Genomic DNA, 26,111 nt, shown 5'->3' with positions numbered 1-26,111 from the left:
GCTCGTTCTACGACAAAAACATTCTATCTGAGCGTCAACTCGCCTTAGCTTCGGGGCCATCCCTTACAATTTTGGCTGTTAGTTTTGGCACTAGTATTTTTCCGGGGCGGCTTCTCTCCGCCTCGGCAAACATGGGGCCTACATTGCGGCCATATGACGATACGTCGTCAACCCTGCTGAGTTGGCGTTTAAGCGCTGGCGTCAGGGACGCCTCAACAATTCGCGGAGATACGGACGGGTCGTCATAAATTGCCATAAGATAGGCCAACGGCTCGCCACGTTTCAGGACCCAATCGCGTTGCTTGTCATGCCACTCCAAAACGGCGTTCAACGGACGGGGCCAGGCACGCAATGGAAATCTGCCGCATACCAGCGAGCCGGGCCAGTTGCGAAAATCCGGCGACAGGAAAGGTGGCATTAATTGCAACGAACAGGGTTCGTCCGAGATCATCACAAGGTTCATTGCGAGTTGGCAGGCTGGTACATCGGGATCACGCTGCGCTGTCGGTGCAATAGGCGAAACCAGGCCGCGAAACGCATTCACGCTCATAGAGCCGGGCTCGTCAATCAGCCTAAAGCCCGCCTGCCCGTTTTGCCCACGCCCCAGGCGTATGCGCATGTTAAACGGACTACGGACAACAAAAACCCGATTTGCCAAAGCGCCATCCTGTGCGAATTCCGGGAAAAGTGTGCTTAGCCCCACTTCGTCGGTTTTGCTCAACGGTTCAGGCGCAAAGAATGCGAGTGCCGCTTGCGGGGATGAATTGCGCCACCCCAGAAGAACTTCGCGTTTCCCGCTCATGCGTCGACCGATAGGGGTGTTAAAAGTTTTGCAGGTCGTCGTTCGCTGGCTTTCATCCACAACTCCTCAATTTGATTGGTCAATTGGTGGACGCCGTCCATTCCGGCACGGTACTCGGCCAATTCATCCGTCAACTCTGCTTCAATCAATTTTGGGCGTTTGTTGGGGTCGTTGAATTCGAACATGGCATAGGCCAGCGGCTCACCCTGCCGGATGATCAATTCTTCGTCGATCTTGTCCCACTCCAGCGCCCACGTGATATTTTGCGGCCAATTTGTAACAGGATAGCTTCCCGCTACGACAGTACCCGGCCACTGGCGCAAGCTTGGGGACAGAAAGGGAGGCAAGATTGAGGCAGCGCAAGGTTCGTCAGTTACGAAAAAGAAGGGTAACTTCATCCTTAATACGGGTTTATTTGGATCGCGCCAGCGTTCTGGCGGTTCAGCACTGACCAGCGATTTTAGAACGTTGGGTTTTGCGAATGTGCCAGTTGAATTAATCCGAAAATCCAGTTTACCACTCGCGATTGACAGGCTCATGCGCAGGGCAATCGGTGACGGAATTTCAATCAACTGACGCTCAATCGTGTTAACAGCAGGGCAGTTTTGAATGGCCCGCATCCCAAGCGCTTTTGAGCGGCTTTCAAACACCGTGCGCGGCGGTTGAAAGGCGAACCCACCCCGATCCTCTAAAAGGCAATACCCGATATCGCAGTATTCGGCTTTCGCGTACATGCATTGTCCTTTATGCGTGTTTGGCGATGCGTTGTGTAATCCAATGCGTCATCGCGGTTTTGTCTGACCTAGTCATTGAGTGACAGCGGCGTACCGCTTGTGACGGTTCCAGCTCTTCCCACATGAGTTCCGGTGAAGCCTGCCGGATCGTCCATCACGATATGCATTCCATCAGCACCGGGACGCCCACCAAGGTCGAAGTCTTGCAGAAAAATGTCGAAAGCCAGCGTGATCCTTTCGCTGTCGCCATTGTGCGGTGACGTTTCATGCATGATCGTACTGGGGAAAAGTGTCAGTAAGCCGGGCTCGTTTTGAATTGGCACCTGCATTTTTGGCGATGGCGCACCGCGATACAGATAGGGCGGATAATAAATTGTTTGGGTGTCTTCACAGGCAACGGTTAGATTCCCTGAAACGAAGGCATAAGGTGATTGGTCATGGCAATGGGGGGCAAATTTTCCGCCACCGCGAACCACATTTGCCCATCCCTGAACATAACATTTACGCCGTGAGATATTAAGAGCCGAGAGATATCCGAGATATGATTTTCTGACGAATTCCTGAAACTGGCGCATTGGCGGCTCGTTCCAGGTGAAGGTGTTAAAGCTATGCCAGCGCGAGGTTAGTCCATCATCGATACCTGCGATCGGTTTGGCCTTAATTTCTTGTTTCAACTCTGGTTCACGCGCCAGAACGATCTTGCGTATTCCAGCCAGCGTTTCTGCATCACTCAGCTTCTCGATCCCCAGCGGTATTTCCCAGATGGGTGCAAAAGGAGATTGCGCGGGTGGTGACTTTAAGCGCTTGAGCGGCATTTCTTCAGTCCAATAGTTATGTGTCAAAAGTCGATAACTCACGGTTCTACCGTGACGCCTATTTCTGAAAGAGTGTAACGCCTGACGGGGGAGTGGCTAATCAAAACATCGTGGCACAAAGTGATCAGCTTTTGACGTGAGCGTTACCAGGTGAACGCAAAAACTGTTAAGGACGCCGCCGGCTCAATGCAACTATTGATTGAGAGACAGTAAAGTTGATATGGTTGGCGAATTACGATTTGGGTGCACCGGATTGCGCGCCCAGATCTTGGTTGGAAAGCCCCTAAACATCGACGTGACGTACGGGCGCTACTAATTTTTTGACCCAACTATTTGACCCAACTAAGTGAGCGCTAACCAAACGGATGTCCCCAATACGCGTTGCAGGATTTCAATTTTCTTCAATATGCAAGAGAGACAGAACCCGACAAGCACTGATTGCTGGTATTGTGTGGCTTCAAACAGTTCTAGAAATCACGCAGTCGCATCGCAAAGCGTTTTAATTTTTCAAAAATGTTCCATTCAAAATTACATCTCGGGACTGATAAAAGAAATAGCGGTGTGCAGAAGTGTCTGCTCGGAATTATCAAAAGATTTTGAATATTGATCCCTCCCCTTAGGAAAACTAACCGCTCTGTATAGCAACTTTTGGAAACACAATTTCCATTTTTCCGCCTTATTTCCGGGTATTAACAAGATTGGGCACTTGCAGTGAGACTGAACCATGCGAATTACTTTATTGATAAGCGATACTGTTGCGCTTGTGACAGGTGTTCTGGGATTGCTTCTAACCTACCTGCTTGCCCGCGCCAGTATCGGGTGGCTCAGATATTCTGAACTACCGAATGGTGCGCTTATAGGGGTACTTGCAGCGGTTTGTTTTTTGTTTGCTCTCATGTTTCTGCTTCCTGGCTTGCATGCCAAAGCTTTGCACTGGTTCTATCCTCTGTGGAAAAGAATGGGTTTTGTAATTCTAACCTTTAGTTGGGTAGCATTTCTTTTTACTTCAATTTTTGTCGTCTATAATAGCGGTAATTTACCGTTTCAGGAACATATCAAAGGTGAAACCCTGCTGTATGGCCTTCTGGGTTTCCTGGCTTTGTTTATCGTAGCCTTCATCTTGCCGGGATTTGCCTTTTGGCAATTCAAAGACTTTCAACCAAAGCGTGTGGTGGTCGATCAAAACCAACGGTGTGAAAGGCTAGGTAGGCAAACCAGTTTCTTAACTATTTTTACCAGCGTAACTTGGCTCTGCGCATTTTTTTCGCTCGGCTACTTCATCAAATTTGGCGAAACCTACGCTCGTTATGTTTTTCTTCAAGAAAGTTACGTTCGGATCGTACCCGTCGCAATTGCATTTTTTCTGATTTCACTTCCGGGTACATTGAGCAGCCGGGTCGTTGATACAAACGGTAAGGTCACTAAGTCACGTAGAAAGAATGTTTTGCTAACAATTGCAGCGATCCCTACAAGTTTCGTGTTCGCTTATAGTTCACAGGCAATAATCTGGCCAAATGTTTATAATGGCATATTCGAAACTGAAGAGGCCGAGATTATCTATGTTGTCACAAAGAAACTTCAGGGACGGCGCTGTAGGTCAGCAGTGAGCCTAAGGCATCCTGAACATGAGAGGCATTCGTTCCGAGTGTGTGGTTTAGACAGTGATTTTTGGAATGCATTGGAGGTCAACGACACAATTACAGTTTCGGGAAAACTTAGCCGATATGGCCATACATTTTCTGAGATAAGGGCCACGTTTTAACAACCGCCACAAATAAATTGCAGAGAGGTAGACCTTTAGCAGGCGGTGTCAACGAAACAGTAAATGAGAACCTGAGATATTAATGAATAGTCCGATTGATAGATATCAGTACTACCAATAATCTGAATTAGATCATAATAATATATCAGTAAAATTGGTGCCCAGAAGAAGCATTGAATAGATAACCCAAGGTGCACCACTGATACTTTTTTACTAAGCTATTTCAGTCATTTATAAGAATCTACTGTTTCAAACTATTTCAATTTGTTCCGTCCTATACCACATATTGGGGTGGACAATGGGGTGGACAGAATAATGAGGGCATTGAACAAACTTTCAGCTGCACAGGTCAAGAACGCTGCGCCTGGCAAACACTCAGATGGCGGTGGTCTATGGCTTCACAGAAGACCTGACGGCGGCTCCCAGTGGTTTCTTCGGGTGACCATCCACGGCAGGCGTCGAGAGATGGGCCTTGGTAGCCTTACGTATGTTTCGTTGAAAGAAGCGAGAGAGACTGCTGAGAAATGGCGCGCCGTTGCACGACAAGGCAAGGACCCCATCAAAGAGCGCGAGAAGGAAAAACGCTTGGCGGCAAGAGCGGATCACACACTAGCCATAGTCGCCGCAGAAGCTTTCGAGGCGCGCAAGGCCGAACTCAAGGGCGATGGTAAAGCGGGGCGCTGGTTCTCCCCTCTCGAACTTCATATTCTGCCGAAGATTGGTCAGGTTCCCATCGAGGAAATCGATCAGCAGGACATCAAGAATACCTTGGCGCCGATTTGGCATGCGAAGGCCGACACCGCACGCAAGGCGATGAACCGGCTCGGCATCGTCATGCGTCACGCAGCAGCGATGGGCTTGAATGTCGACGTTCAAGCGACCGAGAAAGCAAAAGCCCTGCTCGGAAAATCACGCCACAAACCGAAGCACGTCCCTGCCCTTGACTGGCACGAGGTTCCTGCGTTCTATGCCAGCCTCGATGAGGGGACTGTCACACATCTGGCTCTGCGCCTTCTGATCCTTACTGCTACGCGCTCAAGCGAAATCAGGTTCTGCAATCTATCAGAAATTGAAAACGAAACCTGGATCATCCCCGCCGAACGGATGAAAACTGGAAAGGAGCACCGTATTCCGCTTTCTAAAGAGGCCATGGGGATCATTGAGCAAGCCAAGCCATTCGAGCGTGATGGGTTCCTCTTCCCGAGCGTGAGAAAGGGCGTGATTTCAGATGCGACAATGTCTCGTTTTATGGAGCGTAGAGGCATGGAAGCTCGCCCTCACGGTTTCCGGTCCAGTTTCCGCACGTGGTGCGCCGAGGCGACGGACACGCCTCGTGAAATCGCGGAGACTGCTCTGGCACATGTTGTCGGCGGCAGCGTGGAACGCGCATATCGGCGGACGGATTACTTGGAGCAAAGACGCGAATTGATGGAGCAATGGGCGGATCATGTCACAGGAGGGGGTAATCGTGGTTAAAGAGAGCAAAAGCGGAATAGACCCTAAACCCACATATAATCCAGAAGGGGGATGGGAACCATCAGAGCTAGATCGGTTGGACCGCCCCCCTGTAGAAGTCTTCGCAGCGATCGAAGGACAGAGGAAACAACTCGCTGACTACTTGAGAAATGATGAACCGTTGTCGCTCTATACTATCGAAGCAATCGCTGCTTGGTTGGCTGGCGACCTGCCACCATCGAGACCACCAGGTAAGCCTCATGGCACGCCGCAAGAAAGGCGGTTTAAAACTGGTGGCTTGGCGTTGGCAGAGCACATATTCAAACGCCGATATGAGGCTGCTGGTCGTCCACGCGGAGAGGCAAATCAATTTGCCGATTGCGTTGCAGAAGAGCTTGGATTTACTCCTGCAGCCTTTCTGGACTACCGACGTCGAAGTAGTATATCGCGCCCCAAATCCCCTAAACTGTTGCCATTCCTTGAAGAAATGTGGTGGGAGTGGAAAGCGCAGCAGTAATTCGGCAAATTAGCTGAATAACTGCCGACTACTTAACATTCGATTTCGATGAAAACGGTACCCAAAGAAACCTTAAGGGGTACCATGAAATGAAATACCTGACCTTCAATGAACTGCGCGAGAAGCTAGGTGGTCGCGGCCGCACGACACTCTACAGAGATATAGCTGCTGGTCGCATTCCCCAACCTTTCAAGCTGGGAGGCCGGTTGTACTGGATCGAGGATCAAGTCGACGCCTTCATACTGGAATTGTCAAATGTGCAGTGACCGGCCCACAAGTCATCCACCGATCCGCGTAAGCGCAGTGACCTATTCGGCACCAGTCGGAAAGAAGCTGTCTCTAGCCCCCGATGAAGAGACAGTTATCAAGGAACCGCTCTTGGAAATGCGCGCAACGACTGGTCGACTAAGAAACCATGAGTTTGCCACAGTAGAGGAAGCGTTCAAATGCAGACTGGATGCCGAACCGAGCACAATGTTTTTTACCGGGACTTTTGATCCTGAGATCAAGCATGCAGATGTAGTGCCCGAGGCTCGTCGTTTGATAAATGCGCAGCCAGACATGGAACCGATGATCTCCGTGACTGGCGAGTTCCTGAGCTTCCGCGATGGGCCGGGATTGATCAGCATCGACATAGATGTGAAATCCCGCGAAGAGGTTTCAGCAATCTACCCTGACGAAGAAATGCCTGTGTTTAAGACCGCGGACGTAGTTCTTGACGCCTTGTATGACGTATTGCCCGAGGCGCGAGATTGTCCAGTGCTGGTCATGCCCAGTTCAAGTAGCAAGATTGAGCGTGTGTCGAACGGTGCGTTGGTCAAGGGCCCTGGAGGATGGCGTGTAGTTCTAGCTACGAGTGACGCCAGCCAAACCCCCCGCATTCTTCAGGCAATCCACATACGCTGCTGGGCGCGCGGTTTTCATCGTTTTGCGTTCATTTCAAAGGGAGGGCAATTTCTTCCACGAAGCCTAGCTGATCAAGCTCTCGCGCGGCCAACACAGCCAGACTATCCAACTGCCGTGTTGGGTGAAGGGCTACAAAAAACGCCAGGTGCGCACATTATTCGGCATGTCGACGTGGAATTGTTTGATCCTGCCTCGGTCGAGGTATCGCTCGAAGACCAACATGCGGCAACCGCAAACCTCAACGAGGCACGGGTGGCTCTCAAGCCAGAACAATCGAAAGCAAATACACGGCGCAAGGCGGAGTACGAGAAAGACTTAATTGACCGCGGGGTTCCTAAACCGGCGGCAGAACGGGCTGCCACAGTAAAAGTGGAAAAAGGTCTTCTTCTGGGGTCAGATTATGTTGTGTTCGACAGTGGGGAATTGGCTTCCGTTAGCACGCTGCTTTCTCCTGAAGGTGAAAAATACGACCTGCGTGTCTGCCTCGATCCGATCGAACCAGACTATGATGGCGGTCGCGCAGTAGGAAAGTTTTACTGGAACAACGGCGATGCGCCAGGCGTCCACAGCTTCGCACATGGCAATCGATTTTATACGATGCGCCACGACGTGGAAAGCGCCACCGCTGCAATTGCAGCGGCCGCTGGCGACAACAGTACCATCGTACATGCGCTTGCGTTGTCAGAACTTTCGGAACTCGAGAACAAGACGGTTGAGCGTGACGTAGCCATTGCTCTAGGTCTCGGAAACAGCAGGCGGGAACTACGCACAGAGGTGACACGCGAACGAGATCGTATCTACCAGTCAGTTGGCCACGACGAGGGGCACGATGAAGGTTGGGCCTTCGATGATAGTCCGCGACCGCTTAACGAACCGTTGCCAACCACTTCATTCCCGCAGCGTCGCCCCTTGGCAAGTGGAACTGTAGCGCTCCTTGATCACCAAGCCAACCTCGCGCACATGCTAGATGGCTATGGGATCAAGTACCGGTACAACCTGATCACCAAACAAATGGAGTGGGCGCACCCAAATATCCCGAACCATGGTGACAATGCGGAGACCGGACTTTACTCGCATCTTCTGAGCTCAGCAGCTTTAAACAGTCTGCCCGACAAGAACCTAGACACCCACTTGGTCGCACTTGGTGACACTAACGCGTACAACCCGGTGACTGACTACCTGTCAGGGTTGCCCTGGGATGGCATTCCTCGGATCGAAAGGATTGCTTCCCAACTGAACGCGAGCAACCCCCAGGTTGCTTCGATCGCCGTTCGCAGGTTTTTAATCCAAGCCTGTGCCGCCGCTGACTACGCGAAAGAGGCCAAATCATTGAATGAGAACATCGAAGCTCACTTCGAATACGTCCTCGTTCTGGTCGGTGCACAGGGGCAAGGCAAAACGAAGGGTCTTCGCAAACTCCTTCCACGCGCACTGCGAGCGGTTTACCGCGAAAGCCTTGTTCTCAACACGTCGGACAAGGATAGCTTAAAAAGGGCGCTGTCGTGCTGGATTGGAGAGCTAGGTGAATTGGACGCGACGTTTGGAAAGTCCGCTATATCGCATAAGAAAGCGTTCCTATCTCAAAGCGAGGACGAAATCCGAGCGCCCTATGCCAGGAAGTCATCTCGCTACGGTCGACGTACCGTTTTTGTCGGCACAGTGAACGAGGAAAGCTTTTTAGCGGACGAAACCGGGAACCGGCGCTACCTGCCAATCTCGGTCGGTAAGCTGGATGTAGAGTGGTCCGACGAAGAACTGGACCAACTCTGGGCCGAGGCGTGGCACCTCTATACCACCGGTGAGCAATGGTGGCCGACTGAAGAAGAGGAGCAAACACTTAAGGAAAACGCGGAGAAATATCGTATTCGCACCGAAGTAGAAGAGCGCATTGAACGGCACTACGCATGGGGGCAGCGCCCTGAAGAAAAGTGTGCGCGATTGAAGGCAACCGAAATATACCACGATGTTATGCCGCTTTCCGCGCGCCCTCCAAGTGAAAAAGAAGTGAAAACGATTGGTTCAAGCCTCAAGCGCCTATGGGAGGGCTCCGGTATCACCGAAAATCGTGCGGGTCAGCTCGTGGTGCGGAACTCGGCAGGATATCCTGTGAGTGTGAACGCGCCCAACGGAAAGAACCGTGGATGGCTGCTACCACCGAAGCGGAGCGAAGCAAGCAGCCCGGCCGTGATATCCGCTTTAAGAGCCGCACAACAGCATGATTAGAATGTACTGGCGAGCCGAGGGACACTTAGCAGGCCTCTGCGACGCCTTTCAAGATGCGCTCTCTTGGGTTTTGGCTTGCAGAGTGGGTAGTAGGTGCAGGGGTGCAGGGGTAGTTCACTAGAAATAGTTGAGTGAAAAAGAGAGTGTCTTTGAAGATATACTCTTTTGAGAGTGAATGTTTGAAAAGATCACCCCTGCACCTGCTCCCCAAAAAATTCTCGAAAACTCTTTGGTTTTCCTCGTTTTTAGAGCAATATAGTTGACAATGTTAATGATTTCGAGGGAGCCCGTTATCCATACACACTCTTTCAAACGTTTTTGTGATGACACGATGCAATTGCGCATTAAGCAGGTCACTGATGCTGGACTGGATACAGGCAGTGGCACGTTGCCCATCGCTGATATCAAACCCGGTCTGACCTTCAACGCATGGGTCGAAGGGCACAGCGATTATATAATTATCACCGTCCACGCCGGTTGGGGCGACACGGTTCAAGGCGTGGCACTCACAGAGACGCCTTGCCACTACGGCGGCACTAGGCAGTGGTTCGTTTGCCCAGACTGTCGTCGTCGCTGTGGGGTGCTCTATATCAACCGTCGAATAGGCTGCCGGTCCTGCCACAATCTCGCCTACGCCAGCCAATACGAGGCGCCACGGGAACGCATGCGTCGGCAGCTTTTGAAAATCCGCAAGGTCATCGGCGCCGGTATGGAAATTGGCAACCCATTCAACCCGCCACCTAAGGGCATGTCGACGAAACGGCATTTGGCCCTAGTTGAAGAGTACAAGACGTTACGGGAAAAGTACTGGCGGGAATGTGAGTACTCGAGACGTTGGCGAGACAACCGACCGAAGACGATAGACTGGAAGCTTGGCGTGAGAGTGCCCTCGTCACGGTTAAATTGAACAGTTCGGGCACATAGCTGCCGTTGATGTAAGCTGCAGCGAATGGCCGGATTGAGCCCACACCGTATGCGCTAAGATTTTGCCGCGAGCACTCGCAGCACGTTGACCTGCTGTGTCGCTGAGTTACTCTCGCTGCAAAGCAGAAGAAAATGCGGCCATTCGGGCAACGTGCAGCTATATTTCGACGAGCAAAGCCCGGGTAGTGCGTGCGGATTCAAAGGATCGCCCAGGGGCAATGACGCGACCGATGAATGACCGGTCGCTGGCCATCGCCGCTATCAACTGATGCGAAATAAATTGGAGATCGAGGCCATACTTCCCGGGACACAGCGCCTCAAAAATGCATTAGCCGCGGCAGGCCAGTTTGTTCCTTGGACTGGGCCCGGTTGGTTCTTCGCGGCGAAGATCCGGGTCGGTGCAACAAATCGACGTTTTTCAAAGTCACGCCTCAAATCGCGTTCATAGTGTTTAAAGTATTGAAATTCATCGTTATTGGGGAGCCACATCTTCTTTCCTTTCAAGTTTTCGTTGTGCTTGACCCTCAACGTGGCGATACTGCGTTCTAACGGTGTGAAATGAGGCGTTCGGAACTCGTAAAATCGGATGACTGGACTGCAAATGGCACCGAAAACGGTGTTATCGGTTGAAAAATAAAAAAAAATACTTTGTTCAATTGTTGGGTTCTCCGCTAGTTACCGACAGCGAAAGCAATGCTCTTCAGTTGTCCACGCAGAAGACCGTGGCGCTTCTCGCGATGATTGCGGCCGCTGCAAACAGTGGTTTGCGACGAGAGCAGGCAGCAGCGATGCTCTGGAGCCGAAGCCCCGACGCCCAGGCCCGAACCAATCTGCGTCAGGCCCTTTCGGTTATCAGAACTGCGACCGACGGGGATGAGATCATAGTGTCGAACGGCGGGATGCTGGCGCTGGACCGTAGTGTGGTAGCGCTGGATATTGATGCGCTTGACGATGAGACTATGGATCCAAGTGATATCATCTCGAATTTCGGGGGTCCTTTTCTTGACGGAATATCGATCAATGAGCCACCGTTTGAAGAATGGCTAGCAACTGAACGGGCCTTGCGCGCTCGCGCGGTGCGGGACACCCTGTTTGACGCAGGCAGCGCGGCTCTGGCTTCAGGTGATGCGCAACGGGCTTTACAGGCAGCAGACCGGATTCTCTTCTTGGATCAATATGAAGAGGCTGGCATGGCACTATGCCTGAAAGCGCATGCGGCCAAAGGCGAGCGTAGCCGCGTGCAAATCAAGTTCGATGAATTCAAACGACTCATGCAAAACGAACTGGGTATTGAGATTGGTCCGGAACTGGTTGCTCTGAAGACGAAGTTGTTAAAGGCGGATGGTACAAAAGCAACGAAATCGACCTCTATAAGCGTTCCTACGGTTTTGGTTTTGCCGTTCAAAACACTCAGTGACGTTCAGGATTATCGGTACTTCGCGGAAGGTCTGGCAGAAGATGTGATTACTCAGCTTTCAAAGTTCTCCACGCTTGCCGTTGTTTCTCGTCCATCGAATTTGGGGATGGACGCGGCTGGAGATCCTCTTTCGCAGGCGGCGGATATTGGCTCGGACTATCTCTTGATGGGAAGCGTGCGTTGGCTGGGCGATCGGCTTCGTTTGTCCGTAGAATTGGTAGAAGTCGCAAGCGGCGCGGTGAAATGGGGAGAACGTCTGGACCGCCAAAAACAGGACTTGTTTGACCTACAAGACGATCTGTCACGCTACCTTGTCGGAGCAATCCCATATCGGGTCGAAGATGACATTGCCGAAAAGGCAGGGCGAAAGCCGTCCGATGAATTGCAGGCCTACGAGCTGATGATCTTAGGCAAGCGCCTGCGTGACACAATCAGTCTTGAAGGCAATTTGAAAGCTCGGGTCCACTTGGAGCGTGCGGTCGAAAAAGACCAGGGGCTTGCCCGGTCGCACATGTATCTATCCGACAGCTATGTCGTGCAGCACTGGTTTGGCCAGTTGGAAGCAGACAGTAAGGAAAAAGCGCTCTATCACGCGCGCCGTGCTGTAGCGCTGGACCCACTCGATGTTCACATCCAAGACCATCTTGGTTTTGCTCTTCACGTCATGGGACATTGGGACGCGGCAGAGGCGCAAATTATGAACGCATTGTCCATGGCCGAGAACGAAATCGAATCCTTGTCGTGGTGCGGATATGCCTTGTTGATGCTGGGCAAACACGACGAAGCGGCTGACATTATCGAAGCTGTTGCCAAGCGCAGGACCACGTTGCCGCCAACTTTCGAGTGGATATCGGGCCAAATGTTTTCGTTTCAGGGACGGGATTCAGATGTTGTTAGGACCCTGAACGGCGCATCGTTGCTAAATTCACTTGGGCTGGCATTTCGCGCAGGTGCCCAAGCGCGTTTGGGTATGAGTGAGGAGGCGTTGTTTACGCTGGCCGAGTTTAAGGAAGCACGCGTACGAGATCAGCACCTGTCAGGATTGAGAGCCGATGCCGATACAATTGAAACTGCTCTGGGCGGGTTTCGCACCATGTGGCGACGACCAGATGATTGGGAGCATATTGCTCAAGGGTTACGCCTAGCTGGCCTGCCGGATTGACTTTTGCCATCTACTCCATCTCGTATCTCGATGATTGATACCGACCGCAGCGAATGGTTGGTTTGAAATCCGCTGAGATCGACACGGTTGAATGTCCGGAACGGGGAAATTTGCCGCACCGCCAAAGTTCCAATTCTGCACATGCGAGCATCGCTTTCGGCTTTCTGCACGTGCATTCGCTGCGGCAGCATGAGTCCGGAAGGTCCCGCTCAACTGCCGTTCGAGCCAATCGCCTTAAATGTCCGCTTTCCCCAAAAGTAGAAGTTCGGTTCATGTGTTAACCCGGCAGAGCAACAGTCGGTCAAAACCCTTGAATTTGCCTTGCTCCGCCAATACATTCAATTTTGCATCAAGAGAAAGGCTTCGGCCTTCGCCAACCTGCCAATCCCGGCAAGGTGGTCGCCCGAAAGGGGATGTGGCCGCTTAGGCAACGAATGGGTTGGCTTCATCTATCAGCGATCAGCTTGCCGGTCTCACAAAGGAGATCGAAAGATGAAACGTAGAGATTTCATGAAAACTGCAGCGGCTGTGACAGTCGCTTCATCTACTGTGCAGCGTCCAGCGCTGGCGGAACCCATTCTGGCCATAAATGCCGAACTGAAGGTGCGTGTCCTGCATCTGGAGCCGCATTCCCGGGGTGGCTACACACTCCTCAGCGATGGTGCGCTTGAGCCTCGCAAGTTGATCTTGCCTGAAGTGCTTGACAAGGCCTTTGGGAAAGGGTCGTTCCAGGCCCTTACCCAACCAGACCATTGGCGAATGATCGATGACGGGTGGTTTACAGATACCGACCTCTTCGACCCTTCCGAGACTGAGGGCAACGAGTACGATGTTTGGCATGCCAACTATAAACCAGAATGCGAGGCCCATGACCTACTGTTTGATCTGTTTCGAGATCGGTTAACGGGAGTTATCGGATATACCATCGCTGACCTGGGACTAGAGTTTGCTGAGCATCCGTGTACACCGCGCTTGGCGACCGTGAGGATTGTCGACAAGTACAAATTGGAAGCTCTTATTGCAGCCGTCGCAGCGCGGACAAAGTGGATTGTTTTCAATACCGAGCGAATAATTGAGGCGGTGTATCTATGACAGCTTTTGAGAAAGCCAAATTTATGCAAACGACAAAACAGTTGTTCCCTCTGGATCTATGGCACGGCACCTCCGCGCATCTCCTCGACTCAATTAAGGAGTTCGGTCTTGGGGGCGTGAATGTAGTTTTGCAGACAAAAGTTTTGGATTTTCTTGAAGAAGCAATCAAACTGGTGCGCTTTGACCCAGATGAATACACCGATCCGCGCCACGCAATACTTTCGATAATCAGGCATGCCGCGGATCAGCGTGTCACAGCAATGAATTGGCGGCATGGAGGCGTGTACGTGACCGGATCAAAGGAAAAAGCATCAAGTTACGCCTTTCGCGCACCGGAGTCTTTTGACTTTGCAAAACAGATCTTGAAAAACTCTGCTCCAGATGAAGTCGAGGTAATCCGAGATTTGCTCGGTTCGTATCGCGAGTTGTCAAATTTCATAGACAAGCCGGTTGCTCCAGTGTTGGTAAAAATTTCGCAGATTCCTTTGGAGTACATCCGCGCAGAACACGGTGGTTCAGCCCAAGAGCTTCACCAGTTTCTCAAAGCTTTGCCAAAGGAAATAATTAAACAACAGGCATTTGAGATGCAGACGGTAATCTCCTTCGATCAATTGGAGATATTCGAAGTTTCTGGAGATCCAGACACGCGTGAATTCAGCTATAGTCGATTATGAGCTTACTACTCGGTTGCGTGCGGCAATAACACTAACGGGCTTTGAAGCCCGCCTTTAGCAACATGTGAATGGTCGACTTGTCACCAAAGTGGGTGGTTAGGCAGGTGGACTCTAAGGAAAAGGTATACTGTTTTTTAAGATAATTCAGTGCATTACCGAGATTGAGCCGTGCCCTGGAGCGGCAACGAACACATTTGATCTTCAAGAAATCAGAAAAATTTTAGGCGATTTGTCTGGCGTGAGCGCCTATGTGTCCAAATAGAGTTATTTAATAAGAGTGATGCGGGTTTTGGTAGTTTGTTTGCCATTTGTGATCTTCCGTTTCCCAAACATAACGATGGACCCATTCAAATGGCGAGGCCCACCGCGCCGACGACTTGTCTGTCGGAAAGAACTGCACTTTTATATCGACTCTGCCTATGCTTGGCCAAGTTATAAGATCTGGATCATGACGCAGGAGGTTCCAATGGCTGACGGGTCGGAAAAGCAGACCAGAGTGACGTCCAGCCACTGGGGAGCGTTCGAGGTCGATGTCGAGAGTGGACGGATCGTCGCCACCCGCCCGTTTTCGCAGGATCCTCATCCGTCAGCGATTCCGGATATCCTGCCCGCAGCGGTCCATCACCATACTCGGGTTAAACGCCCGTCTATTCGCCGCGGCTGGATGGAGACACGGTGCCGCAAGGGACGTGGAACTGACGAATTCATTGCGCTGCCCTGGGATGAGGCGCTGGACATCGCAGCGACCGAGATCGATCGGGTACGCAGGGCCCACGGCAACGAAGCGATTTTTGGCGGCTCGTACGGCTGGGGCTCCGCCGGGCGCTTTCACCACGCACAAAGTCAGGTGCACCGTTTCCTAAACAGCATTGGCGGCTATGTCGCCTCGTTCGGAAGCTATTCCACCGGCTGTGCCCAGGCGATCATGCCCCACGTCTTCGGAGAGAATTTCCTGAAGATTCTCTACGAACACCAAGATAGCTGGCAGTCAATCTTCGACCATACCGAGACATTGGTCATGTTCGGCGGGATCAACCCGAAAAACTCCCAGGTCAGTATGGGCGGCATCACCGAACACGAAGCCGCGGGTTGGTTTGACAGGTTCGCCCGGAAGGGACTGCGCTGCATCAATATCGGCCCACAGCGCACGGACGCTCCGGCGGGGTGCGAATGGATGCCCCTGCGGCCCGCATCGGACACCGCACTGATGCTGGCGCTGGCCTATGTGCTCGAGGAAGAGGGCCTGACCGACCAGCAGTTCCTGGCTCGGTGCACCGTCGGCTTCAACCGCTTCTTGTACTATCTGATGGGCGAAGAGGACAGCCAGCCAAAGACGCCGGAATGGGCCAGCCCGCTGTGTGGGGTCGATGCAGAAGCCATTCGGGACCTGGCGCGGCGCATGGCGACGACCCGCACGCTGATCACGGTAGCCTGGTCGCTGCAGCGGGGCGAGCATGGAGAGCAGCCCTACTGGATGTCCGCCGTCCTTGCCTCGATGCTCGGTCAGATCGGCCTTCCCGGTGGCGGGGTAGGATATGGCTACGGGGCTATTGGCGGGGTGGGGAAATTCCTGACTGGGCTCAGCGGCATGACCTTGTCGCAGCTTCAGAATCCAGTTCGGACGGTGATCCCGGTGGCACGGATCGGGGACATGCTTCGCAATCCGGGGCAATCCTACGATTTCAACGGGAAATGCGGGCCATACCCGGATATCCGGCTGATCTACTGGGCGGGCGGCAACCCGTTCCACCATCATCAGGATCTGAATAGCTTGCACGAGGCCTGGCAAAAGCCCGAGACGATCATCGTCAACGAACCATGGTGGACAGCGACGGCCAAGCGCGCCGACATAGTGTTTCCGGCAACCACGCCCTACGAGCGCGAAGACATCGGTCGGACGAACCTTGATGACTATCTGTTCTACATGCCGCAACTGATCCCACCCGTGGGTGAGGCCCGCAACGACTATGCCATCTTTACGGGTCTTGCACGGCGCCTTGGCCAGGAGGAAGAGTTTACCGAAGGACGAAGCGCAGCGGAGTGGATTCGCAATCTTTATGACGGCTACCGGACCCTTGCCGGGGATCAGGGCGTGGACGTTCCCGATTTAGAGACGCTGAAGGAACGAAACTGGGTCCGCCTGCCGATCCGTTTGGACGGTCCGAACCGGACGCTGTTCGCCCTGTTCCGCGAAGATCCGGCAGGGGTTCCGCTCAAGACACCCTCGGGCAGGATCGAGATATTCTCCGAGACAATCGACAGTTTCGGATATGACGATTGCCCTGGACACCCGGTCTGGCTTCCACCAACGGAATGGCTGGGAAATGCGACGACGGCATCTCCTCTTCATCTTGTGTCGCCACAACCGGGTGACAAGCTGCACAGCCAGTTGGAAAGCGCGCTTGCGGATGTCGAGGGAGAGCGGCCAGTGGCGATCGTCATTCATCCCGATGACGCGTCGAAGCGTGGCATCCGGTCCGGTGATGTCGTGCGCGTCTTTAACGCGCGCGGCGCCTGCCGGGCACGCGCCGCAGTTTCTGGCGATATCCGGTCCGGCGTTGTGGCCCTGCCAACCGGAGCCTGGTTTGGGGATCCGGACGGCAACATTGATCCGCACGGAAATCCGAACGTCCTGACATTGGACGTCGGAACGTCGCGGCTGGGACAGGGATGCAGCGCGCATACCGCGCTAGTCGATGTGGTCAATCTTAAGATGTAGCGGTGTCTATGAGGGTCCGGCGCTCGAACATGAGAATGTCTCAGCGATGACAGCCAAGGGATTGTTCTGCTCGGGTTCCACTCACCCGAAGCAAACATTAAGATTTGAGGATCCGGTCTGGGCCAATCTCAACTCGCCAAACCGTGCCTCAAGTACGAAACAGGTTTTGGTTGATGCGGTCAGTTTGGGCTCATTTTGTTGATAAAGTCTTTGTTGCGGAGCGTTAGTTCCTATGATTCACTCGTTTTTGAAAGGAGAGGAGGGTTTAGCAATGATGGGGCCTCAATTAACACCGGCGCGATTGTTTTACGGATTTGATCTCGAAGCCCATGTCCCGGATGATCACACGCTACGCCAGATTGATTATTTCCTAGACGTGGAAGGCCTGCGCACGCAATTGCGCCCTTTTTACGTCATCTCGGTCGTCCTTCAGTCGACCCGGAACTCATTGTTCAGAGGCTGGTGATCAGTTAGGTCCTTGGTATCCGGTCGGAACGACGGCTGTGCGAAGAGGTCCACCTGAACCTTGCGTACCGCTGGCTCTGTCGGAGGGGCTGGACAGCAAAGTACCAGATCCGTCCTCACCACGCCCTGAACATTCGTCCGCAAGCGCCAGAAACCGTACACAAAAGTGGCCCATAAAATTGGGGCTGGACAGTTGAACAGCTGTCGGCTAGCGGGTCAATACTCGCGCGAAAACATGATGACGTGAACGATTTTCCGGTACTGATTTCAAGCATGTCGACCTACCGATCCATTGTTGCCAGTGTTTGGGGTTAGCCTCGTTGCGGCAAGAAAAGATGAAGCACGGTCCTCAGACACCTGCACATACCGACCCCTTCGAGAGTTTCGCATATTGTCGGCATCGTGGAGTACGGGGAGAGTGCTACCCATTTTCAAGTACTTTAACCCGAATGCGTATTGGGAATGCTTTTTCTTCTTTGGCTTTCTTGGGGGAGCGGGCGCGTGTTCTCATTGGAGAAGAATAGCTGAGCATTTCAGAAGTCGTGATCGCCGATCCAGACCCAATCAGACTGTTGCAATAACGCGGGGTCCGTATACGTCCACGCATGGCACCACCAAGCCATGACTTACAATGCCAATCGCGCTATGTGAGCAGATATCGTGTCTAAAAAACACTGGAATTGAATGTGGGGCCGGTCGGTCCAGCCATCCTTTTCGGCCCGGCACAAATCTCAAACACCTGTCGCTAGCGCACGCGTCATGACGTTTTTTAGCAGCTGCGAGACGTCGTTGTCGAAGTTGTTCCAAGGGAGACTCCCGCAGAAGGTGATGGATCCTGTGGAGAAAACGGATCCTCCGCCCGGGTAGTCGATAAGGACCATGTCTGCATGCATTGCGTCTTTTGCAGTGCCGCCTGATAGATTTGTCAGATGGGTCAATTGTTCTTCAGGCACCAGCATGAAGCCGTTGTCACGAGTCACCGACTGCGCCAGCAGGACCGTGTTTTGGGGTGTCCCAAGACTGTGATCCATATGATCGAGTTCGAACCCCGCAGCACCGTTCCCGGAAAACCCATAGTTACCGATCAGCGCGTCCTGAACGCCTTCAAAGACCCAATCATAAGCGGCGTCGGTACACACCCGGTGGTATGGGTCGCCAAAGAACTCACCTTGGGCCGCGAACCCGATCCCGACAAGATCTTGCGGGGGCCGCCCATTGCGACGCCACAGCCCTCCGTAGGTGCCGTCGAAGGCATTGTAGTATTCGCCCGGCTCTGCAGCCCAGGCGCGAATGCCGTCCTCGGCGCGGCGGATCTCAAGCATATCCTCGCTTTCGGGGTGCAGTGCGATGCGCCAATAGAACCCATTTCCGCCGAGATAAAGCAGATGGCCGCCGTCGTCGCGATAGTCGCGCAGTGCGTTCAGGGTTTTGCTGGTATGGTATTCGGGATGGGTGCCTGTGGTCACGGCGCAGTAGCCAGCAATTGCAGCCACGCCGTCGTCATGCAATTCCCTGTCGGTCACGATGTCGTAGTCGATCCCCTTGGCATGCAGCCACGCGATGAGGTGCATATCGGCGGGAAAGTGGCGCAGGCCGGAACATTTGGTTTCGCCGAACGTAAAATACCCCGGTTTGAGATTAAAAAGGGGCCGCTTGTGGGAGGCATGACAAATCCCCGACCCGTCGGCGTGGTAATTGTAGGTCGACAGGCCATACTCCGGGTGTTCGGCCGGGTTATAGGGATAGGCGTTCCAGTCGTTGATTTTGTCCAGCCATAAAGGCTTGTAGTCGGGCCGCGCGTGGTTGCCGTAGATGGCGTAGGTGAAGGTCGAGACCAGCACGCAGAGCTTTGCATTGGGCTTTCCCAACGGAGGGCAGACGAAGAACGGGATCGCGTCCTCAAGTCCTTCGCAACTGATGCGCATGACATAGACGCCAGACGGGATGTCATCGGGCAGGGTGTAGGAAAAGTCGGTGTCCCATCCAAAATCGTAGATGTCGTCCTGATGAAAATGGGCCGCCGCATAATGCGTTGGTTTGTGGGTCCAGTTCATTTCTGACCCGTCCCAAGCGGACCCTGTTACCGCACGAGCGGGATAGTTTATCAGCTTCAAGTCCGGCCCGGCCTGTGCGGGCACAACACAGCTTGAGATGTCCTTGGCCAAGTTCCAATGGCAAAACAACTGTCCGTCGACCGTGATCGTGGGGGCCTCAATCTTGCCGTTGAAATGTTGTGCTGGCGCCCCGTCGATCAGGTGCGCGGCAATTGTGGGCCGACCAGAGAGTGACAGATCGGCAGCGCCGTCATCTGTCGTGTCTTTTGCGGCGTCGACGCTGTGTCCGATCGGGCTTTGCGCGACGGTGATCGTGTCCTGGGTGATACTGGCTTGGATGTTATACCAGCGGCGCAGGATCATAGCTTGTCCCAATGTGACGGTGCGCCCATCGATCGCAAGGCTGATCGCGCCGTCTGTGTCGATCCTAAGATCGTAGCGTCCGATGCCTACAACGGTCTGCGGCTGTTCGCTGCGAAATGTCGGATAGATACGTGCCGTCAGGGTGACCTCGGATGCCGGGGTAGCCGTCACGCTGGTCTGTCCGATCCCGTAAGAGCCCGCGGCGAAGGGCCGATGCACTGATGGGTAGGTCGACTGCTTGAAATAAGGGGATGCGTCTTCTTCCACGATGCCCGGCCCCTCGGGATTGGGATCAGCGCTGATGGATCGCATCAAGCGGGCTTGGAATCGTTCCGAAGACGTAGACGACACCTTGAATTCAAGGGTGTCACCGGGCCGGGCAGAGAGGCGGTCAACATATCCCAGAAGCGGTATGTCTTTTGGTTGTTTCGCCATAGTGCCCGTCCTCTGAAATGGTTGCCATTCTATTACCCATTCGGTTTGCTATGGCAATGTGTCGGGGCACCGCATGTGTCTTGGGCGTTGACTGCGGCGCGAAAGTCGCGAATATTGTGTGAGACATAAGGATGCTAACGTGAACCGGATTAACCGCCTCACATGATCAGACCTTCACGGGATGGGACGTAATTTCAGTCTCGATCAACAGTACGCCGGACACGACCTTGTTTGGGTTGACATCACGCTAAGTGCAGTCGCAATAATAAATCAGACCGGGCCATCTGTCCGGGACCCAAAGGAAAACATCCCATGCATCTTGCCCGCTTTCCACGTGTCAAACTTGGCCATTTCCCGACACCACTGGAAAAACTCGACAATCTGACCAAAGCGCTCGGCGGACCTGACATCTACATTAAGCGCGACGATTGCACCGGGCTTGCCACGGGCGGAAATAAGACCCGCAAGCTAGAGTTTCTGGTGGCCGATGCGATGGCAAAAGGAGCCGATGCGCTTGTAACGCAGGGGGCGACCCAGTCCAATCACGTCCGCCAGACGGCGGCGGCGGCGCGCAAGGTTGGGATGACCTGTCACGCGCTGCTCGAACGCCGGGTCGAGAACGCCGGGGACAACTATGAGACCACGGGAAACGTCCTATTGGATGATATGCTCCGCTTGGAATATGCGTTTCGGCCCAACGGATCGGATATGAATACTGAGGCGATGGCGCTAGCAGACAGCCTGCGTGAAAAGGGCAAAAAGCCCTATTTCATTCCCGGCGGTGGCTCTAACCCTGTTGGCGCTTTGGGCTATGCTCAGGCGGCAGCCGAACTTGTCTATCAAGCCGACACGATTGGGCTGAAGATCGACAAGATCGTGCATGCGACCGGCAGTGCTGGAACGCAGGCGGGCCTTCTGGCGGGATTGCATGCTATCAGCGCACCCATCGATGTCATCGGGATTTCGGTCCGCGCCAAACGCGAGGCCCAAATTGCAAATGTGCACAGGCTGGCCGTGGCCACCGCTGACCTGATTGGCGTCAAAGCAGAGCTGCCCGTTGAGATGGTTGAAGCCTATGATGAATACGTGGGGCCGGGCTACGGTCAGCCGACGGATAGCATGGTCGATGCGATCTCGCTTCTGGCTGCTGAAGAGGCGATTATCCTTGATCCGGTTTACTCGGGCAAGGGCATGGCCGGTATGATCGGATTAATCCAGCAAGGCGTGCTGAAAAAGGGTGAAACGGTGGTGTTCATTCACACTGGTGGGTCGGCGGCACTTTTCGCATATGAGCACCTCTTTTCAAAACAGCGACGCGGATGACAAAGACCGCCCCCCTCGCCAGTATTCGACGTGAGGCAAGGGCTCCGCTGGTGCTAGTTCATGGCTATCTGGGAGGTGCTGCCCAGTGGGAGGCACAGCTGGACGCGCTGAGCCCCTACCTTGACGTCATTACCCCGGAATTGACCGGTTACGGGAGCAGCTGGGCGCGTGATGGACAGGATAGCATTGCAGGATTTGCCCAGCAGGTTCTGGCGGATCTGACTGAACAAGACATCGGCCGGTTTCATCTTCTGGGGCATTCTATGGGCGGTATGATCGTGCAGCAGATGGTGTCTATGGCCCCTGAGCGGGTCGACCGGTTGATCTGTTACGGCACTGGGCCACGGGGTATCTTGCCCGATCGGTTTGAAACGATAGAGGTGTCGCGTGCCCGTGTCCGCGCCGAGGGCGTGCCAGACACAGCACAGCGCATCGCGGCGACCTGGTTCGCCCAAGGCGATCAGGCCGCAGGCTATCCGATGTGTGTCCAGCTTGGCGAAAAGGTCAGCGAACAGACCGCACTTGGCGGGCTGACTGCGATGGAAAACTGGGATGGCCGGGCAGCCTTGGCGCACATCACGCAAAAGACGCTGGTAATCTGGGGGGATCGTGACCGATCCTACGGTTGGGCACAGCCCCAAGCGCTTTGGCGTGGCATCCCGGACAGCAGCCTATGCGTTCTACCCAGCTGTGCGCATGCCGCCCACCTTGAGGAACCCGCGCTGTTCAATCAGATCGTGGCGCGGTTCCTGAAAGAAGCCTACTGAGCGCTGAGTGACTTTTTTAAGACGCTTCGGTCAGCGCTTTTCCATCGGCTGAAAACCATCCCTTTCCCGGCACGGCAGCCAGCAATTCTGTTGTGTAGGGATGCTGCGGATTGGCGAAAAGCTCAGCCGTTGGTCCGATCTCTACCATCTCACCACTTTGCATCACTGCAATCCTGTCGCAGACCTGCGCTGCAACGCGCAGATCGTGGGTGATAAAGATCATCGACAGGTTCATGCGGTCGCGGATTTCGTCCAGAAGATCGAGGATTTGCGCCTGTATGGAAACGTCCAGCGCCGATACCGGCTCATCCGCGACCAAAATCTCCGGTTCTAGCGCAAGTGCCCGGGCAATGCCGATGCGTTGCCGCTGACCACCTGAAAACTCATGCGGGAAGCGGTCGTAAGCCCGGCCGTCTAACCCGACGATCCGTAGCAACTCCAGCGCTTTTTCGCGGGCCTCGCTGCGGCTGGCACCATACATCTCGGGCCCTTGCGCGATAATCCGCCCGACCTTTGAGCGGGGATTGAGCGAGGCAAAGGGGTCCTGAAATACCATCTGAATTTTGGCACGATGCGGGCGCATAGCGGCTCGGCCCAAGGGGCGCAAATCGGTGTCACCCAAAAGGATTTCCCCGGCCTCTGCATCGTTTAGACGGACAATGCATCGCGCGACCGTGGATTTTCCTGACCCAGATTCGCCGACGATCCCAAGCGTTTCGCCCCGGGTCAGATCAAGCGTCACTTCCTTGGCCGCGTGAACCACGCGCACCTTGCCGCCAAATAGCCCACCGCCGCCACGATAGGTCTTGGTCAGCGCATTAACGCGTAGAACCTTTTCTTCGGCGCGGGGCCGCGCGGCCCGTGGGATCAGTGACGGCACCGCCGCCATGAGGGCTTGGGTATATGGGTGGCTCGGTCTACGCAGGACTTCTTCGGTCGGGCCGGTTTCGACCACGAGCCCATTCTGCATCACGGCCACACGGTCAGCAATATCAGCGACGACCCCGAAATCGTGGGTGATGAAGACAACGCCTGTACCGTGGGTTTCCTGCATCTGCTTGATCAACCGCAGGACCTGCGCCTGCGTGGTCACGTCGAGCGCTGTGGTCGGTTCATCCGCGATCAGGATTTTAGGGTCAAGTGCTAAGGCCATTGCGATCATTGCGCGCTGGCGTTGCCCACCCGACAACTGGTGCGGATAGGCGCCAAGGGCTTGTTCGGGGTCTGGCAGTTGCACGTCCTGCAACAGTTTAAGTGCCCGGCTGCGACGTTCATGGCCAGGCATTTTTTCGTGGAAACGGAAGACTTCGTCGATCTGCCCGCCAATGGTCATAACAGGGTTCAAGGCGGTCATCGGCTCTTGAAAGATCATCGAAATTTCAGACCCACGGATTTGCCGCAGACGGGCCTCGCTGGCGGCGGCAAGGTCTTCGCCCTGAAAGTTGACCTGACCCTTGGCGATGTGCACATGCGGTTTTGGCAGCAGACCCATGATGGCGCGGGCTGTCAGGGATTTGCCTGATCCGGACTCGCCTACCACGCAAAGGATTTCGTTGGCGTCCAGATGCAGGTTCGCAGACTCAACCGCGTATTGCCGCTGACCCCCGGCGGGCAGGCCGACGTGCAAGTCTTTGATGTCAAGAAGGCGGGTCATGATCTATCCCTCAGGCGGGGGTTTAAGGCGTCGTTCAAGCCTTCTCCCACAAGGTTGATGGCCAACACCGTCAGCAAGATGGCGATACCCGGGAAGGTGCACACCCACCAGGCTGAGCGTAGCAATGTCCGTCCGGCACCGATCTGGAATCCCCAGCTCATGATGTTTGGATCACCCAGACCAAGGAAAGCCAACCCACTTTCGATTAAGATCGCAGTGGCAACCATAAGAGAGCCGATCACGATGATCGGAGACAAGCAGTTGGGCAGGATTTCCCCCAGCATGATGCGCACGTCGCCCATGCCAAGCGTATGGCAGGCTAGTACAAATTCGCGGTTTCTAAGGCTCAGAAACTCTCCGCGCACCAAACGTGCGACGGCTGGCCATGAGACGACAGCAATCGCGATGACGATACTTTCGATTGAGGGCTTCATGATCGCGACCAGCAAGATCGCGAACAGGAAGGAAGGGATCGTCTGGAACATCTCGGTCGTGCGCATCAACAGGTTGTCGACGATGCCGCCGTAATAGCCCGCAAGGGCGCCCATGATGACACCGATGAACACGGCCACCAGCGTGGCTAGCAAGCCGATCAGCAAAGACGTCTTAGCTCCGTGCGCAATCCCAGCCGCAACGTCCCGGCCAAGTGAGTCGCTGCCCAAAAGGAATCCGTTCTCGCCCGGCGGTGACATGGATTGACCTGCCAAGCTAAAGGGATCGGCCGGAAAAAAGAGCGGCGCCGAGATCGCCATCAGGAAAATAAGGATCAAGATGATCATCCCCATGACGGCCGAGCGGTTGCGGGCGAAAAGTCTCCAAAATGCCATGGGTCAGGCCATCTCAATGCGGGGGTCGAGGGTGGAATAGATAATGTCCACGACCAGATTGACTGCCACGACGAGTACGGCGGACAGCAGGAAAATACCCAAAAGCAGGTTCAGATCACGGGCGAAAAGCGCCTCAAACGCGAGCATCCCAAGACCGGGCCATGCAAAGACCGATTCCACGATCACCGAGCCTCCGATCAGTGCGCCCACCTGCACGCCCGCCATGGTGACGACCGGCAACAGCGCGTTGCGCAAGACGTGAACAAAGACGATGCGCCGCTCTGTCAGGCCTTTAGCGCGGGCTGTGGTGACATAGTCTTGTCCCGCCTGTTCCAGCATCGAAGCACGCATCAACCGCGTGTATAGGGCAAGATAAAACAGCGACAGCGTAATGGTCGGCAGGACGAGGTGATGGGCGATGTCCACGACCCTGTCCCAGCCTTCATAGAACATTGCGAAATCCTCCATGCCTGACGTTGGGAACCACCCAAGGTTCAACGAGAACACGACGATCAGCATTAACCCGACCCAGAACAGGGGGGTCGCGTAGGTGATCAGCGCGAAGATCGAGATCGCAGTGTCCCGCCAGGTGTTCAGGCCAGAGGCCGCAACGAGGCCAAGAACGATACCCAACCCGACGGCCAGAAAGATTGTTGACGTCATCAAAAGTAAAGTCGGAATGAAGCGGTCAAACACAAGTTGGCTGACCGGCATATCGTGGCGGAAGGAATAACCGAGATCGAGGGTCACAACATTCTTGAGGTAGACGCCCAGCTGCACGATCAACGGCTTATCCAGACCGAACTTTTCGCGCAACTCAGCCATATACTCTGGCGTTGCAGAACCCGCCTCGCCGGCGAGCACATCAACCGCGTCGCCTTCGGCCAGTTGTAACAGGAAAAAGTTGAGCACAACGATGGCAAGAACAATTGGAACAGCCTGAATGAGACGCTTCAGCACATATCTTGCGCGACGCTTTGAACCCTCCATGACGTGTTGACCCCTTTAATAGTTGGCACCG

The 26,111-nt window shown here is 54.2% G+C and carries 19 protein-coding genes, 1 pseudogene and 1 riboswitch; of the genes and pseudogenes, 13 read left to right on the top strand and 7 right to left on the bottom strand.

Annotated elements, in window-relative coordinates; all coding sequences use genetic code 11:
• Nucleotides 1–34 precede the first annotated feature (34 nt).
• The 3 genes from J4E70_RS11460 to J4E70_RS11450 all read right to left on the bottom strand — a co-directional run bounded on the left by J4E70_RS11460 (nucleotide 35) and on the right by J4E70_RS11450 (nucleotide 2,351).
• Complete coding sequence (locus tag J4E70_RS11460) at nucleotides 35–802, bottom strand: hypothetical protein (protein ID WP_213889518.1); 768 nt, start codon at nucleotides 800–802, stop codon at nucleotides 35–37.
• On the bottom strand, nucleotides 799–1,536 hold the full coding sequence (locus J4E70_RS11455; RefSeq protein ID WP_213889517.1) for a hypothetical protein: 738 nt from the start codon (nucleotides 1,534–1,536) through the stop codon (nucleotides 799–801). Before J4E70_RS11455 ends, J4E70_RS11460 begins: the two co-directional genes overlap by 4 nt.
• Nucleotides 1,537–1,604: 68 nt before the next feature.
• The gene (locus J4E70_RS11450) at nucleotides 1,605–2,351 is read right to left on the bottom strand and encodes a putative 2OG-Fe(II) oxygenase (protein ID WP_213889516.1); all 747 of its coding nucleotides are present in this window, start codon (nucleotides 2,349–2,351) and stop codon (nucleotides 1,605–1,607) included.
• Between the two features lie 724 nt (nucleotides 2,352–3,075).
• Here J4E70_RS11450 and J4E70_RS11445 point away from each other — a divergent pair.
• The 11 genes and pseudogenes from J4E70_RS11445 to J4E70_RS19330 form a co-directional block, all read left to right on the top strand.
• Nucleotides 3,076–4,113, top strand: a complete 1,038-nt coding sequence (locus J4E70_RS11445) for a hypothetical protein (protein WP_213889511.1) — start codon at nucleotides 3,076–3,078, stop codon at nucleotides 4,111–4,113.
• A 315-nt stretch (nucleotides 4,114–4,428) separates the two neighbouring features.
• A complete protein-coding gene (locus J4E70_RS11440) occupies nucleotides 4,429–5,589 on the top strand; it encodes a tyrosine-type recombinase/integrase (RefSeq protein WP_213889509.1) in 1,161 nt (386 codons plus the stop codon).
• Nucleotides 5,561–6,085: a hypothetical protein gene (locus J4E70_RS11435; protein ID WP_213889507.1), complete on the top strand. Its 525-nt coding sequence runs from the start codon at nucleotides 5,561–5,563 to the stop codon at nucleotides 6,083–6,085. Before J4E70_RS11440 ends, J4E70_RS11435 begins: the two co-directional genes overlap by 29 nt.
• 89 nt (nucleotides 6,086–6,174) lie before the next feature.
• Nucleotides 6,175–6,351, top strand: a complete 177-nt coding sequence (locus tag J4E70_RS11430) for a helix-turn-helix transcriptional regulator (RefSeq protein ID WP_213889505.1) — start codon at nucleotides 6,175–6,177, stop codon at nucleotides 6,349–6,351.
• Nucleotides 6,341–9,214, top strand: a complete 2,874-nt coding sequence (locus J4E70_RS11425) for a VapE domain-containing protein (protein ID WP_213889503.1) — start codon at nucleotides 6,341–6,343, stop codon at nucleotides 9,212–9,214. Before J4E70_RS11430 ends, J4E70_RS11425 begins: the two co-directional genes overlap by 11 nt.
• Before the next feature lie 331 nt (nucleotides 9,215–9,545).
• Nucleotides 9,546–10,121 carry a hypothetical protein gene (locus J4E70_RS11420; protein WP_213889502.1) on the top strand — a complete coding sequence of 192 codons (576 nt, stop codon included), beginning with the start codon at nucleotides 9,546–9,548 and terminating at the stop codon, nucleotides 10,119–10,121.
• Between the two features lie 643 nt (nucleotides 10,122–10,764).
• Nucleotides 10,765–12,717, top strand: a complete 1,953-nt coding sequence (locus tag J4E70_RS11415) for a BTAD domain-containing putative transcriptional regulator (RefSeq protein ID WP_213889501.1) — start codon at nucleotides 10,765–10,767, stop codon at nucleotides 12,715–12,717.
• Between the two features lie 341 nt (nucleotides 12,718–13,058).
• A riboswitch (SAM-I-IV-variant riboswitch) is annotated at nucleotides 13,059–13,162 on the top strand.
• A 47-nt stretch (nucleotides 13,163–13,209) separates the two neighbouring features.
• Nucleotides 13,210–13,809, top strand: coding sequence for a twin-arginine translocation signal domain-containing protein (locus J4E70_RS11410; RefSeq protein WP_213889498.1), 600 nt, complete (start codon nucleotides 13,210–13,212; stop codon nucleotides 13,807–13,809).
• Nucleotides 13,806–14,483, top strand: coding sequence for a hypothetical protein (locus tag J4E70_RS11405; protein ID WP_213889497.1), 678 nt, complete (start codon nucleotides 13,806–13,808; stop codon nucleotides 14,481–14,483). The genes J4E70_RS11410 and J4E70_RS11405 overlap by 4 nt, the downstream gene beginning before the upstream one ends.
• A gap of 466 nt (nucleotides 14,484–14,949) precedes the next feature.
• Entirely contained in the window at nucleotides 14,950–17,202 is a 2,253-nt protein-coding gene (locus tag J4E70_RS11400) for a molybdopterin-dependent oxidoreductase (protein ID WP_213889496.1), read from the top strand.
• 271 nt (nucleotides 17,203–17,473) lie between these two features.
• Nucleotides 17,474–17,786, top strand: a pseudogene (locus tag J4E70_RS19330) (transposase); the annotation flags it as partial.
• Between the two features lie 612 nt (nucleotides 17,787–18,398).
• On the opposite strand, the gene J4E70_RS11390 reads toward J4E70_RS19330, so the two are convergent.
• On the bottom strand, nucleotides 18,399–20,519 hold the full coding sequence (locus J4E70_RS11390; RefSeq protein WP_213889493.1) for a N,N-dimethylformamidase beta subunit family domain-containing protein: 2,121 nt from the start codon (nucleotides 20,517–20,519) through the stop codon (nucleotides 18,399–18,401).
• A gap of 312 nt (nucleotides 20,520–20,831) precedes the next feature.
• Here J4E70_RS11390 and cuyA point away from each other — a divergent pair, with 312 nt between their 5' ends.
• Nucleotides 20,832–21,842, top strand: coding sequence for a D-cysteate sulfo-lyase (cuyA, locus tag J4E70_RS11385; RefSeq protein WP_213889491.1), 1,011 nt, complete (start codon nucleotides 20,832–20,834; stop codon nucleotides 21,840–21,842).
• Nucleotides 21,839–22,609, top strand: coding sequence for an alpha/beta fold hydrolase (locus J4E70_RS11380; RefSeq protein WP_213889489.1), 771 nt, complete (start codon nucleotides 21,839–21,841; stop codon nucleotides 22,607–22,609). The genes cuyA and J4E70_RS11380 overlap by 4 nt, the downstream gene beginning before the upstream one ends.
• A 16-nt stretch (nucleotides 22,610–22,625) precedes the next feature.
• Here J4E70_RS11380 and J4E70_RS11375 read toward each other — a convergent pair whose 3' ends face one another.
• The 3 genes from J4E70_RS11375 to J4E70_RS11365 are packed head-to-tail and all read right to left on the bottom strand — an operon-like array spanning nucleotide 22,626 to nucleotide 26,080.
• A complete protein-coding gene (locus tag J4E70_RS11375) occupies nucleotides 22,626–24,263 on the bottom strand; it encodes an ABC transporter ATP-binding protein (protein WP_213889487.1) in 1,638 nt (545 codons plus the stop codon).
• Nucleotides 24,260–25,090, bottom strand: a complete 831-nt coding sequence (locus J4E70_RS11370; protein ID WP_213889486.1) for an ABC transporter permease — start codon at nucleotides 25,088–25,090, stop codon at nucleotides 24,260–24,262. Before J4E70_RS11370 ends, J4E70_RS11375 begins: the two co-directional genes overlap by 4 nt.
• A 3-nt stretch (nucleotides 25,091–25,093) precedes the next feature.
• Nucleotides 25,094–26,080 carry an ABC transporter permease gene (locus J4E70_RS11365; RefSeq protein ID WP_213889485.1) on the bottom strand — a complete coding sequence of 329 codons (987 nt, stop codon included), beginning with the start codon at nucleotides 26,078–26,080 and terminating at the stop codon, nucleotides 25,094–25,096.
• Between the last annotated feature and the right edge of the window lie 31 nt (nucleotides 26,081–26,111).

The organism is Pseudohalocynthiibacter aestuariivivens (assembly GCF_018457175.1).
Lineage (GTDB): Bacteria > Pseudomonadota > Alphaproteobacteria > Rhodobacterales > Rhodobacteraceae > Pseudohalocynthiibacter > Pseudohalocynthiibacter aestuariivivens.
Note: the sequence above shows the minus strand (reverse complement) of the source record. Positions and strands in the feature narration are given on the sequence as shown.